The following is a 12,526-nucleotide window of genomic DNA, read 5'->3' as shown; positions in this document are numbered from 1 at the left end:
GGTAGTGCCCGAACTCTTGCGCACTTTGGTCTTCGCCCGTCCCTGTGGCGGTGATCAGTTCGCTGCTGGTACGGTCTCACCGAGCCTTGACATGTCGAGGTAGCGGCGCGTCGACCACTCGTCGGATGTCACGTAGCGGACCCTCGCGCAGACGAGCATCAACGCGCTGCGTCCGTCGGGGAACGAGCCGACCACGCGGGTCCTGCGCCTGATCTCGCGGTTGAGCCGTTCGATCATGTTGTTGGTGCGGATCCGACGCCTATGCTCGCGCGGGTAGTCGTCGAGCAGGTAGGTCGTGGTCTCGCCGATGCCCTCGCGCAGGCATTTGGCGGCCTCCTTGAGTTTCCTGGATTCCATGTCCCGGGCGACGGATTCGGCCTTCTCCAACGCCTTGTCGCGTGATTCCATGGAGAACACGGCCTTCAGTGCGTCGGCCGCCCAGTCGCGGTTCCCGGGGTTGACCCTGGCGAGTATGTTGCGCTCGAAATGCACCATGCACCGCTGGTAGCGGGCATCGGGCAGCAGCTCGCCCGCGGCGGCGACCAGCCCCGCGCACCGATCTCCCGTCACCAGTCTCACGCCCTTGAGGCCTCGTGCGAGCATGCCTTTGATGAATTCGCGCCAGCTTTCCGCGTCCTCCTTCATGCCCTCGGCCACCGAAAGCACCTCGCGCCGCCCGTCCATGCCGACGCCGATGGCCACCAGGATGCTCACGTTCTCCACGGACCCGCCCCAGCACCTTTTGTGCCACACGCCGTCCATGAACAGGTACGGGTAATCCTGTTCGAGGGGCCTGCCCCGCCATGCGTCGATATCCGCATAGACGCGCTTGAGCTTGTCGCTCAGGGTCTGCGAGGGCATGCGGTCGCCCCACAGGAGCCGGCTGACATCATCGACCTGGCGGGTGGAGACGCCGGCCAGGTACATGTCGATCAAGGCCTCCTCGACGCTCTCCTCACGCCGACGGTATCGTTCGATCACGGCCGACTCGAACACCGCGCCCTTGAGTTTCGGCACTTTCAGGCTCATTTTGCCGGCCTTGACGGTCAGGTCGCGCTCGTAGTGGCCGGCCCGGTACGCCTTGCGGTCCCCGCTGCGCTCGTAGCGCGCGGCGCCGGTGATCTCGTCGGCCTCGGCGTCGAGCATCGCGTTCAGGGTCTCCTCGACGCTTTTGCGGACCATCCGGTCCAGGGTGGTTTCCAACATGGCCTGGTCGACCTGTAGAATCTGCTGTGACATGGCTTCGTGCCCTCGTTTCCAATCGCGGTTTTCTAATGTCTGGCGACTGAAAATCGTACACAGGACACGGGCCATGCCCCTATCTCAAGCCCAAACCAAAGTGCGCAAAATCTCAGGCGTTATCGCATAACCTCCAAGAATAAATCAGTTCCCAACTGATTTTTGACGATAAATAATTGACCTTGCTATACCATAAAAAAGCGCTGTTACTCATGCCTCATAGCATGAGTAACAGCGCTTGGTAACGATGTAGCCTATTTTTTTCGGCTCTGTTGTGTGGACATTCACCGTATACGAGTCCATTTCTGCAATAGGTGAATACATCTTTTCAATCACCGGGGAGTGTCTCGCTAAGTCGCCTGAGGATGCAGCATATTGTCAACTGCCTGATATCCAAATACCGCAACAATTGCGCAAACGACGACTAAAACACCAATAAGAATGGCTTGTGTCTTCACTGGCAATTTCTTCCACATTTTTTTCATTGTAAATCCTTCTTCTCTTCGGGGGAATATGACATTAACCGTCCTCTCCCCCCGGACTATTTTCAAGACCAAACGGCATAATATGGGGCCTATGAGCGAACATGTGGAGCATGGGTTTGGGCCGGTGTGGGATGGTGAGTCCCGGGTTTTGATTTTGGGATCGATGCCGAGTCCGAAATCCCGAGCGTCGGCGTTTTACTATATGCATCCGCAGAACCGGTTTTGGCCGGTGATGCAGGCGCTGTTTGTCAACTCCGCTGATCCTACTGACGCTGTCGGCGATTTACCTGAGCCCCGTCGTGCGTTTGCTCTGCGCCACCACATTGCGTTATGGGATGTCATTGCTTCTTGCGATATCACCGGAGCTAGCGATGCCAGCATCCGCAATGCCGAGCCCAACGACTTGGCACCAATCTTGCGCGGCGCTCCAATCGCCCACATCTTCACAACCGGCGCGAAATCAGCGCAACTTTACCGCAAACTTATCGAGCCGCGCCTGACCGAAGCCTGTATCGCCATCGGCATGACCCAACTGCCCTCCACCAGCCCGGCCAACGCCTCAATGCGTTTGCCGGACCTTATCACCGCCTATCGCGAAGCTTTTCAAAAGGCAAACGTACTAGAGAATGCGTATTGGAAAAACTAGAAGCATGGCGAAACCATCAATCTCGGACGGCAAACCCAGCATCACGAATCCTACCTTGCATCTCATTGGCAATAGCAATACAGCGCGCCCGCGAAATACCAGCCTTCACACCGACACTAGCCAAATCCGCAACAGTGATGTTCTTCCCCTTACCATTAACCGAAGTGGTGTGCTCGCCGTTGGTCCCGGGATTTTCTGTCAAATCATATCCAGGCGACAATCTCCACGCTTGGCGAGAACGATCATATAGACAAGAGAAATTCTTCGCATGATCATCGCGCTCCCCTCTCCCGCGCAGCAATGACATCATCGATAGTTGCATAGTACGGATGTGAAAACAGTGTCTCAAAATCCTGCTCGCAGCTCAGCGCAAACGCGATATTGATGAGCGCCGTCAATGAGATTTCGTGCTGCTGCTCGAACCGCCTGATTGAGCCAAGACTCACGCCGGATTTTCTAGCCAGAGCCGTTTGCGACAACTTATGCTCTTTGCGCCTGGCAACCATGCGTTCGGCAATCGCAGCCGAAACATCCCCAGGCATAGGCTCATCCAACAAAGAAAACATACTAATATATTAGCAATTTCGGTCCAAAAAGACAATAATTACTCACATATTAGTAGTTGCAATGTGCCGGCGGCGTACAGCCGAGGCGAGCATCCGCGAGAGCGGCAGCAGGTAGAGGAAGGTCGCGGCGGCCAAGCTGAACGTGGGCGCGTTGATGGTGGCGAGCGGCACTGCACCGGCGATCGACCAAGGAATCAGCGGAGCGATCACCACGGCACTGTCTTCCAAATCGATAGCTTGTGCGGAGCGTTCGGATTCGTCGTCGCCGTACAGCCCACCCCACAACTGGTGAGTGAGCATGATGGTGAGGGTTTGGTTGCAGGCGAGCGCCGCCGCGCAAGTCGCGGTAATCATGGTGGCACCACATGCGCCGAGGCGATGGCCGAGCATCTCGATGACCTGCTGCAACCGAGCAAGCATCCGCGTCTCGGCAAAAATGCCGGCGTAAGCGGAAGAGATGCAGACAATGGCCATCACAGTGAGCATGGAGAGGATACCACCGCCGTCCAGCAGTGCGGCCACCTGCGGATTTTGCGCATGGTAACCGAAAACAAGCAGCCGCAACAGTTCCGCCCATTCCATGTGCTGCACGCCCACGCATATCGCGACCGAGGCGGCAATGCTGGCGAGCATAAGCAGCCGAACGTCCACACGCAGCAACGCCAACACGATGACCAGTAATGCTGGAACTAGGGTAAGCCAATGCAAATCGAAGGCCGATGAGAACAATCCGCCGACATCGGTTATGCTGCTTGCGTTGGTTGAAACAGACGCTCTAGCCGAGCCAGCCACTCCGCCACCGCAGCCGCAACGTATACCACACAACTCAGCACAAACGGCACCGCACCAGTGCGCAGCATGCGGGCAATAGTATTGAACAGGTTCGTATGCGTAAGCTGTTTGATCAGCAAGGCGCTGGTGGAAACCGGCGAACAACGATCGCTCACATAGACGCCCGCAAGAATCGCGCCACCGAGCATCACCGGGTTCGCCCGCATCGACAATCCCAGCGACATGCAGATGGTGCCCATAGTCGCCGCACTGGCGAACGACGACCCGACCAGCACCGACATCGCCGAGCACAGTAGAAACGACAGCGGAATCACCGCGGCGGCGTGAATTACCGCGGTCGAATGGGCCACGATGAAGGCGATGGTCCCGCTAGCCCTCCACAGCGAGGTCAGTACGCCGATGAGCACGAAGGTCACCACCACGGTCCCCGCGGACCGTACGCTGCCGGCCGCACGGCTCGCCATCGCGCGCAGCGAGCACCGGCGAACCAGCCCATACCCCATGAACAGCAGCACACCAACGAACAGCGCGGGAATAATCGACCAGCCGAGGGCGACGCTGGCAAACAGCACCGCACAGAACAGCAACATCGCGCCCGCTTCCAGCATGCGACCCTCTCCTCTTCCGGCTACGACCTCATCTCAGATTTCATCCCATGACCCGCGGTTGCAAACATCAACGCTATTCGCACGAGCCATGACTCAAGATAATCCCAGATCCTACGACGAACGTATGGTACTGGTTATTGCGCAATCATTATGGCTGGATTTAGTCACCACCGGAACCGCGAACAGCCAGACTAATATTGCCAACGATTCCGCCATTCCCAACACGATTCCAGATGAACGCGCCATTGCTTCAGGCGATCTATCTTCGTCGGCGCACTGCCCGTTTTTGCTGGGCAATCCGCAGGACATCGATGGCCGCATCGGCGAGATTCTGTTCCGTCACGCCGGATTCGAGCCGAAAGTCGCCGCCCGTTCGGACAACATATTGACGCTGCTGGAACTATGCCATTACGGCATGGGCGCATGCCTGTGCCCGGAGCGATTCCTGCCCGCATTGCTCGGCGCCGAATGGTTGCGCACCTTGCGTGTGCTGGATTGCGGGCCGGAGACCGAATACGCCATCCGATTCGGCGTTTCGGCCACACCATACCGCTGGAGCGTCATTGACGATTTCATTCGTTGCGCCCGCGAAGTCACCACCGGCGTGTCGCAATAGCCGCCAACTTGCGTTCAAGTGGGATTGAACTGTTTTAATCGAATTGTTAGTGTTCACGTCCGGCCATGAAGAGACGGCGGTGACGATTGATTATCAAGGAGTACACATGAAGTATCGCAGCGTCGGCAAGTCGGGACTGAAGATCAGTGAAGTCGCGCTGGGCAGCTGGGTCACGGATCTCAAGGACACGGCGGCTGAGGATGTGGCCAAGGAGACCGTGAAGCTTGCCTTCGACAACGGCGTCAACTTCTTCGACTGCGCAGACGCCTATTCGGGCGGCGCGGCCGAGCGCTTCCTTGGCGAGGTGCTCAAGCAGTATCCGCGCAAGGAGCTGGTCATCTCCAGCAAGGTCTACTTCCCCACCGGCGAAGGCGTGAACGATCGTGGCCTGTCCCGCAAGCACATTTTCGAAAGCATCGACCAGACGCTGAAGAATATGCAGACTGATTATCTGGACATGTACTTCTGCCACCGATTCGACGAGACCACCGATCTGACCGAGACGCTGCGCGCCATGAGCGATTTGGTTGCCCAGGGCAAGGTGCTGTATTACGGCGTTTCCGAAGAGTGGGGTTCGGCCCGTCTCGAAGAGGCCCAGCGCATTATCGACCGCTACAACCTGTACCCGATCACCGTGGTTCAGCCGCAGTACAACCTGCAGGATCGCTATATCGGGCATGAGATCATGGGCACCTGCCGCAAGCTCGGCATCGGCATCACCACGTTCTCCCCACTCGCGCAGGGTCTGCTGACCGGCAAGTATCGCAAGGGCCAGCCGTTGCCGGCCGGTTCGCGCGCCACGTGGCAGTCCGACCACCAGATCAACGACCTGTTGACCGACGAGGACCTCGACAAGGTGGAGCAGCTGCGCAAGGTGGCCGACGAGCTCGGCACGAATCTGCCGGTGCTTTCGATGGCTTGGATTCTGCAGCACCCGGAGATCAGCTGTGTGATCGCCGGCGCTTCCAAGCCCAGCCAGCTGGAGAACAACATGAAGGCCGCCGGCTTCAAGATTCCAGCCGATGCGATGGCCGAGATCGACAAGATCACTGGCTTCCACCGCTTTGAGCGTCACGTGGGCTGACGAATCTGAGACTTCCTCCAACGGGAGCGATTGTTAAACGCCGAAATCGGTATCGCCTTGGGCCTCGGCCTGGGCGATGGCGGTTTCGGCGTTTTTTGCTGTTTGCTCAATGACCTGGTTGTATCCGGTCAAGGCCGCGAACGGCATGAACTGCGCGGCCCGCTGGTGGCGGGACATGTGCGGATGCTTGCACGACTGATGGTGTGGCAGGTTGATGATGTCGTCGTATGCACGGGTCTCTTGCAGGGTCACGCGCGATGGCCTCCGATCTGACGGTTGCGGTCCTGACCGGTGGCGCCGTCTTCCATATCCATGGCTTTGATGACGGCGTTGCGGCCGAATTTACGTTTCACATCCAGCAGCGCACGCTGGATATCATGCTCTCCATCTTTTTCGCTGGCGGAATCGGATCCATACGATTGGGCCTCGTCATCACCGAACAAGTCGAGCTGTTCATAGCGTTTGCCGGTGGCCAGCTCTTCCGGAGTGGCCACATCATCGGCGATGACGGTCAACCGCCTCACAAGCAAGCGTGAATCCACAATGCGCCCGTACAACATCGTCATGGCCTCACGAATACGTGCCGACGACGAGGTGAAATCACCCAAACCAATCGATCCGACCGCGCTCTTGGGCACCTTGCGCCCAAATCGGTCGATGACCACCGGCCCTTGATAGCTTTTCGCTGCCCGCTCAGCGGCACGTTTCATCGCATAATCAGCGCACGAATCAAGCTTTGACGAATCAAGACTGCCGATGTCATAGCCGACGGCGAGCGTCAGTCGGTTCGTCAGCACGCTTTTATCGACCAGATCGAGGGCCAGCGCATCGGCCATCTCCTTGGTGATCAGCCGGGCCGTGGCATAGTCGGCGGGGCCGGTGAGCACCTGCCCACTGCTGATGCTGTGCGCACCTGGCTCATAGGATCGGATATCCGCGATTTCGCACGGCTCCCAGCCCCACGCATGGTCGATGAGCAGTTCGGCATTGACACCGAACATGCGATACAGCAGGTCTTCGTTGTAGTAATCCGAAGCACGACCCACCGAGCATCGGGCGATATCGCCCATGGTCATCAGTCCGGCATGCTCGAGCTTCTTGGCATAGCCGCGCCCAACCCGCCAAAAATCGGTGAGCGGACGATGATCCCAAAGCAGCCGACGATATGACATTTCATTCAGTTCGGCCACGCGCACGCCGTCCTTGTCGGCGGGCATGTGCTTGGCGACGATATCCATGGCGACTTTGGCCAGATACATGTTGGAGCCGATGCCGGCAGTGGCGGTGATGCCGGTTTTGGTGAGGATTTCGCGCACGATGGTTCGCGCCATCGCATGCGGCCCCATACCCAGCGAGCGCAGATATGGCGTGGCGTCGATGAACACCTCGTCAATCGAGTAGACATGGATGTGCTCGGGTGCGGCGTATTTGAGGTAGATGCCATATATTTGCCCGCTGATTTCCAGATAGTGCGCCATGCGCGGCTTGGCGATGACCATCGAGACCTTGAGTCTCGGCGAGCGTTCCAGGTCGCGCGCATCACAGGACTCCCCGATTAATCGGCCGCCGGGAGCATGGACCGCGCGCTCGATGTTGACTCCATTCAGGCGCTGTTTTACCTCAAACAGCCGCGCACGACCGGGAATGCCATAGTTCTTCAGCGAGGGTGAGACCGCCAAACATATTGTCTTATCGGTGCGGGTTTCATCGGCCACCACCAGATGCGTAGTCAACGGGTCGAGCCCACGAGCCGCGCACTCCACCGAGGCATAGAAGGACTTGAGATCAATGGCAATATAGGTATGCTCACGTTGCGTCGATACCGTTCCGCCGCCCATCGCCATCACCTCCTTACCACCGCTGGCCCGACCATCATATCAACATAGTCGAACATTTGTTCGATATGACATGCCTGTTCGGAGCTGCCGAAGTCGACGCACGCAACGCGCCCAAGCACGCTCTTCACCCACGCCACACGCGCAACGGCAGAGCAGCGGCATGCATGCGTACCATGGGGAATATGCTGCATACCAATATGCGTTATTTGACTAAGGAACGCGCATATGCGGCCATCCACCATGACGGTCCGCGTGCTCTACTCAGCTTCGACGCCATGGAACATGCCAGCAGCTCCGATATGGAAGACTGTTCCGATTCGCATATGCCCGCAAGCATCCGATTCGTCCTCTCCGAAATACTGCTTCGCAGCTAAACGGATAGACCGAAGCAATCCCTGTCCCGATAAGATGGTGTTGTGGACTTCCTCCTCACACGGAAGTCCACAACACCATCTTTCTTAATTGTCTGTTCCTCCCTCAGCGGGAAGACTCCACCACCACCCCACAACACACGATGTAGCCGCCGATTGGTAGGGTTGACAGATAGTTAATCCCCTGTTTGAAAAAGGAGCTTTGGCTTGTCGGCTGAACTCGAAGACATTCATGAGGAATGTGGCATCTTCGGCGTATGGGGCCACCCCGACGCCTCACGACTCACCTATTTTGGCTTACACGCACTGCAACATCGTGGCCAAGAAGGTGCCGGCATCGTCTCCAACGATAACGGCCATCTGACCGGCCATCGCGGACTCGGCCTGCTCACCCAGGTGTTCGGCGATGAGCGCGAAATCGAACGACTGAAGGGCAATTGCGCCATCGGCCACGTACGCTACGCCACAGCCGGATCCGGCACCACGGATAATATCCAGCCGTTCATCTTCCGCTTCCATGACGGTGACGTGGCCCTGTGCCACAACGGCAATCTGACCAACTGCCCGTCACTTCGCCGCAAGCTTGAAGACGAAGGCGCCATCTTCCATTCGAACTCCGACACCGAAGTGCTGATGCACTTGATTCGCCGTTCGATGCAGCGCACCTTTATGGACAAGCTCAAGGAAGCGCTCAACACAGTGCATGGCGGTTTCGCCTACCTGCTGATGACCGAAGACGCCATGATCGGCGCACTCGACCCGAACGGCTTCCGCCCGCTCTCCCTCGGCAAGATGAAGAACGGCGCCTACGTGCTCGCCTCCGAAACCTGTGCACTGGATGTCGTCGGCGCCGAGCTGGTGCGCAACATTCGCCCGGGCGAAATCGTGGTGGTCAACGATCATGGCTACAAGATCGTGCAGTACACCAACAACACGCAGCTGGCCATCTGCTCGATGGAATACATCTACTTCGCACGCCCGGATTCCGATATCTATGGCGTCAACGTGCACTCCGCCCGCAAGCGCATGGGCGCACGTCTCGCCGCCGAATCCCCGGTGGAGGCCGATATGGTTATCGGCGTGCCGAACTCCTCATTGTCCGCCGCATCCGGCTATGCGGAAGCAGCAGGCCTGCCCAACGAAATGGGTCTAATCAAAAACCAGTATGTGGCCCGCACCTTCATTCAGCCCACGCAGGAACTGCGCGAGCAGGGTGTGCGTATGAAGCTCTCTGCTGTGCGCAGCGTGGTTAAAGGCAAGCGCGTTATCGTTATCGATGATTCCATCGTGCGCGGCACTACGTCCAAGCGCATCGTGCAGCTGCTCAAGGAAGCCGGCGCCGCTGAAGTGCATATGCGCATCAGCTCCCCGCCGCTGAAGTACCCCTGCTTCTATGGCATCGATATCTCCACCACCAAGGAACTCATCGCAGCCAAGATGAGCGTGGAGGAAATCCGCGAATACATCGGCGCGGATTCCTTGGCCCACCTTTCGCTCGACGGTCTGGTCGAATCCATCGGACTGAACGCCGACGCCCCATACGGTGGCCTGTGCGTCGCCTACTTCAACGGCGACTACCCCACCGCCCTTGACGACTACGAGGCCGACTTCCTGAAGTCCCTCACGCCCGAGGACCGTGTGCGTCTGCCTGAATTCGCGCTGTACAAGAGCAAGTACATCGGCAACGAGTACAACACCGTGCAGCCGGACGTGCAGTAGGTTCGGCCGGTCCTTCGACTACACCTCAGTCATTGGTCTTTACGACTACCCCTCAGTCAGCTTCGCTGACAGCTCCCCTGACAAGGGGAGCTTAGTACAAACGAAAATCCGCTTTTTGCAGGTGGCTCCCCGGCAAGGGAGCTTGAAAACAGAACAGAAAGGCCAACCAAATGCCACAAGCATATGAGAACGCCGGCGTAAGCGTCGAAGCCGGGTACGAAGTCGTCAAGCGTATCAAGTCGCACGTGGCCCGCACGAACCGCCCCGGCATGGTCGGCGGCATCGGCGGCTTCGGCGGCCTGTTCGATCTGGCCTCCCTGGGCTACAAGGAGCCGGTCCTCATCTCCGGCACCGACGGCGTGGGCACTAAGCTCATGGTCGCCAAGCTGGCCAACAAGCACGACACCATCGGCATCGACTGCGTGGCCATGTGCGTCAACGACATCGCCGCCCAAGGTGCCGAGCCGCTGTTCTTCCTTGACTACATCGCCTGCGGCAAGAACGACCCGGCCCTGCTTGAGCAGGTCGTGGCCGGTGTGGCCGACGGCTGCGTGCAGGCCGGTTCCGCACTGGTCGGCGGTGAGACCGCTGAAATGCCGGGCATGTACGACGAGGACGAGTACGATCTGGCCGGTTTCTCGGTCGGCGTTGCCGAAAAGTCCGCCATTGTGGACGGTTCCACCATCACTGAGGGCGACGTGCTTATCGGTCTGCCTTCCACCGGCGTGCACTCCAACGGCTTCTCCCTGGTGCGCAAGGCCCTGTTCGAGCAGGCTGGCTACACCGTTGACACCAAGCTCGACGAGCTGGGCGGCGAAAAGCTCGGCGACGTGCTGCTCACCCCCACCAAGATCTACGTCAAGGCCCTCTCCCCGCTGTTCAAGGCTGGCGTGGTCAAAGGCGTGGCCCACATCACCGGCGGCGGCTTCATCGAGAACATCCCGCGCATGATCCCGGACGGCCTGGCCGCCGAGATCGAGCTCGGCACCTGGCCTGTGCTCCCGATCTTCGACGTGCTGGAGAAGGCCGGCAATATCGACCACAAGGAGATGTACAACATCTTCAACATGGGCATCGGCATGGTGCTGGCCGTCGACCCCGCCCGCAAGGACGAGGCGCTGAAGCTGCTCGCCGACAACAACGAGCCCGCCTACGTGCTCGGCCAGATCGCCGCCGACACCACCGGCACGCAAATCGTACTGAAGTAGCTCCAGATACCGGCTCCCCTCAAAGAGGGGAGCCAAAGACTTTAGGAAGGAAAAACATGGGTCAGAAAGTATTGGTCATCGGCTCCGGTGCTCGTGAGCACACCATTGCGTACACGCTACTCAAGTCGCCGAGCGTTGACGAAGTCACCGTGGCGCCCGGCAACCCGGGCATGCTCAAGGATGGCATCCGCACCACGCAGCTGAGCCAGTCGAATCATGCCGCGCTCATCGACTTCGTGAAGAACAACGGCTACGACTGGGTGTTCGTAGGCCCGGAAGTCCCGCTCATCGAAGGCATCGTGGATGATTTCGCCGCCGCCGGCATCAAGGCGTTCGGCCCGTCCAAGGCCGCAGCCCAGATTGAAGGTTCCAAGGACTTCGCCAAGCAGCTCATGGACCGCCACAACATCCCGACCGCCCAATACAAGACGTTCAGCGATCTGGCGCTCGCACAGGAATACGTGCATGAACACGGCGCTCCAATCGTCATCAAGGCTGATGGTCTGGCCGCCGGCAAGGGCGTGACCGTGGCGATGGACGAGCACACCGCTCAGCGTGCACTTGAGGACATCTTCATCGACCATCGCTTCGGTTCTGCCGGCACCAAGGTCGTTATCGAGGACTTCCTGGATGGACAGGAATTCTCCCTGATGAGCTTCGTCAACGGCACTGATTTCTGGCCGATGCCGATTTCTCAGGATCACAAGCGCGCCCACGATGGCGACGAGGGCCCGAACACCGGCGGCATGGGTGCCTACAGCCCGGTGCCGCAGATTCCGCAGTCCGTGATTGACGAGGCCATCGAGAAAATCGTGCGCCCCACCGTCGAAGGTATGGCCGAGGAAGGTACACCGTTCACCGGCATCCTGTACGCCGGCCTGATCGCCACCGCCGACGGCCCGAAGGTCATCGAATTCAACGCTCGTTTCGGCGACCCGGAAACCGAAGTCGTGCTTCCGAAGCTCACTTCCGACCTCGGTGCCGGCATCTCCGCCATTCTCGACGGCGAGACCCCCGAATTCACCTGGGATGAGTCCAACGCCACCCTCGGCGTGGTCATCGCCTCCAACGGCTACCCGGAGAACGTCATCAAGGGTGCCCGTGTGCCCGAGATCGAGGTCGACGAGGATTCGCACGTCTACTACGCCGGCATCACCTCCAACGACAAGGGTGGTCTGATTGCCAACTCCGGCCGCGTCCTGCTCGTCGAAACCTCCGCTCCGGACATCAAGTCCGCCCAGGACAAGATCTACGCAATCATCGACAAGCTCGAGCTGCGCGGACTGTTCTACCGCCACGACATCGGCTTCAAAGCCCTGAACGCGTAATGATGGAGCGTTAGCTGCGTTACGGA

13 protein-coding genes and 1 pseudogene are annotated in these 12,526 nt (G+C 58.9%); 7 read left to right on the top strand and 7 right to left on the bottom strand.

What is annotated here, in order from left to right; all coding sequences use genetic code 11:
- Positions 1–54: 54 nt before the first annotated feature.
- Together ACEUKI_RS07330 and ACEUKI_RS07325 are read right to left on the bottom strand one after the other, a co-directional pair.
- Positions 55–1,239 (bottom strand): IS256 family transposase, encoded by a 1,185-nt coding sequence (locus ACEUKI_RS07330; protein ID WP_131218582.1) that lies wholly within the window; start codon positions 1,237–1,239, stop codon positions 55–57.
- 350 nt (positions 1,240–1,589) lie between these two features.
- Positions 1,590–1,715, bottom strand: coding sequence for a hypothetical protein (locus ACEUKI_RS07325; protein ID WP_286012096.1), 126 nt, complete (start codon positions 1,713–1,715; stop codon positions 1,590–1,592).
- Between the two features lie 91 nt (positions 1,716–1,806).
- Here ACEUKI_RS07325 and ACEUKI_RS07320 point away from each other — a divergent pair, with 91 nt between their 5' ends.
- A complete protein-coding gene (locus ACEUKI_RS07320) occupies positions 1,807–2,370 on the top strand; it encodes a DNA-deoxyinosine glycosylase (protein WP_251847666.1) in 564 nt (187 codons plus the stop codon).
- Between the two features lie 16 nt (positions 2,371–2,386).
- Here the strand turns inward: ACEUKI_RS07320 and ACEUKI_RS07315 are convergent, their stop codons facing one another.
- The 3 genes and pseudogenes from ACEUKI_RS07315 to ACEUKI_RS07305 all read right to left on the bottom strand — a co-directional run bounded on the left by ACEUKI_RS07315 (position 2,387) and on the right by ACEUKI_RS07305 (position 4,336).
- Complete coding sequence (locus tag ACEUKI_RS07315) at positions 2,387–2,677, bottom strand: HipA domain-containing protein (RefSeq protein WP_251847667.1); 291 nt, start codon at positions 2,675–2,677, stop codon at positions 2,387–2,389.
- Entirely contained in the window at positions 2,643–2,936 is a 294-nt protein-coding gene (locus ACEUKI_RS07310; RefSeq protein WP_251847641.1) for a helix-turn-helix domain-containing protein, read from the bottom strand. The genes ACEUKI_RS07315 and ACEUKI_RS07310 overlap by 35 nt, the downstream gene beginning before the upstream one ends.
- A 42-nt stretch (positions 2,937–2,978) precedes the next feature.
- Positions 2,979–4,336: pseudogene (locus tag ACEUKI_RS07305) on the bottom strand (Na+/H+ antiporter NhaC family protein).
- A gap of 124 nt (positions 4,337–4,460) precedes the next feature.
- On the opposite strand from ACEUKI_RS07305, the gene ACEUKI_RS07300 reads away from it, so the two are divergent.
- Positions 4,461–4,952 carry a LysR family transcriptional regulator substrate-binding protein gene (locus ACEUKI_RS07300; protein ID WP_318156488.1) on the top strand — a complete coding sequence of 164 codons (492 nt, stop codon included), beginning with the start codon at positions 4,461–4,463 and terminating at the stop codon, positions 4,950–4,952.
- Positions 4,953–5,058: 106 nt separating this feature from the next.
- A complete protein-coding gene (locus ACEUKI_RS07295; RefSeq protein ID WP_144169155.1) occupies positions 5,059–6,036 on the top strand; it encodes an aldo/keto reductase family protein in 978 nt (325 codons plus the stop codon).
- Between the two features lie 33 nt (positions 6,037–6,069).
- On the opposite strand, the gene ACEUKI_RS07290 is transcribed toward ACEUKI_RS07295, so the two are convergent.
- Both ACEUKI_RS07290 and ACEUKI_RS07285 read right to left on the bottom strand, forming a co-directional pair.
- Positions 6,070–6,288, bottom strand: coding sequence for a hypothetical protein (locus tag ACEUKI_RS07290; protein ID WP_144169152.1), 219 nt, complete (start codon positions 6,286–6,288; stop codon positions 6,070–6,072).
- Positions 6,285–7,874, bottom strand: a complete 1,590-nt coding sequence (locus ACEUKI_RS07285) for a type VI secretion protein ImpB (RefSeq protein ID WP_251847668.1) — start codon at positions 7,872–7,874, stop codon at positions 6,285–6,287. Before ACEUKI_RS07285 ends, ACEUKI_RS07290 begins: the two co-directional genes overlap by 4 nt.
- A gap of 182 nt (positions 7,875–8,056) precedes the next feature.
- Here ACEUKI_RS07285 and ACEUKI_RS07280 point away from each other — a divergent pair, with 182 nt between their 5' ends.
- The 4 genes from ACEUKI_RS07280 to purD all read left to right on the top strand — a co-directional run bounded on the left by ACEUKI_RS07280 (position 8,057) and on the right by purD (position 12,500).
- Positions 8,057–8,248, top strand: coding sequence for a hypothetical protein (locus ACEUKI_RS07280; RefSeq protein ID WP_080785191.1), 192 nt, complete (start codon positions 8,057–8,059; stop codon positions 8,246–8,248).
- Positions 8,249–8,452: 204 nt separating this feature from the next.
- Positions 8,453–9,964 (top strand): amidophosphoribosyltransferase, encoded by a 1,512-nt coding sequence (purF, locus tag ACEUKI_RS07275; RefSeq protein ID WP_080785192.1) that lies wholly within the window; start codon positions 8,453–8,455, stop codon positions 9,962–9,964.
- Positions 9,965–10,134: 170 nt separating this feature from the next.
- Positions 10,135–11,172 carry a phosphoribosylformylglycinamidine cyclo-ligase gene (purM, locus tag ACEUKI_RS07270; RefSeq protein WP_080785193.1) on the top strand — a complete coding sequence of 346 codons (1,038 nt, stop codon included), beginning with the start codon at positions 10,135–10,137 and terminating at the stop codon, positions 11,170–11,172.
- Between the two features lie 56 nt (positions 11,173–11,228).
- Positions 11,229–12,500 (top strand): phosphoribosylamine--glycine ligase, encoded by a 1,272-nt coding sequence (gene purD / locus ACEUKI_RS07265; protein ID WP_080785194.1) that lies wholly within the window; start codon positions 11,229–11,231, stop codon positions 12,498–12,500.
- Positions 12,501–12,526: the final 26 nt, after the last annotated feature.

The organism is Bifidobacterium sp. 2450, assembly GCF_041900695.1.
Classification (GTDB): domain Bacteria; phylum Actinomycetota; class Actinomycetes; order Actinomycetales; family Bifidobacteriaceae; genus Bifidobacterium; species Bifidobacterium longum.
The sequence above is the reverse complement of the archived record's forward strand: the minus strand, read 5'-3'. Positions and strand labels throughout refer to the sequence as shown.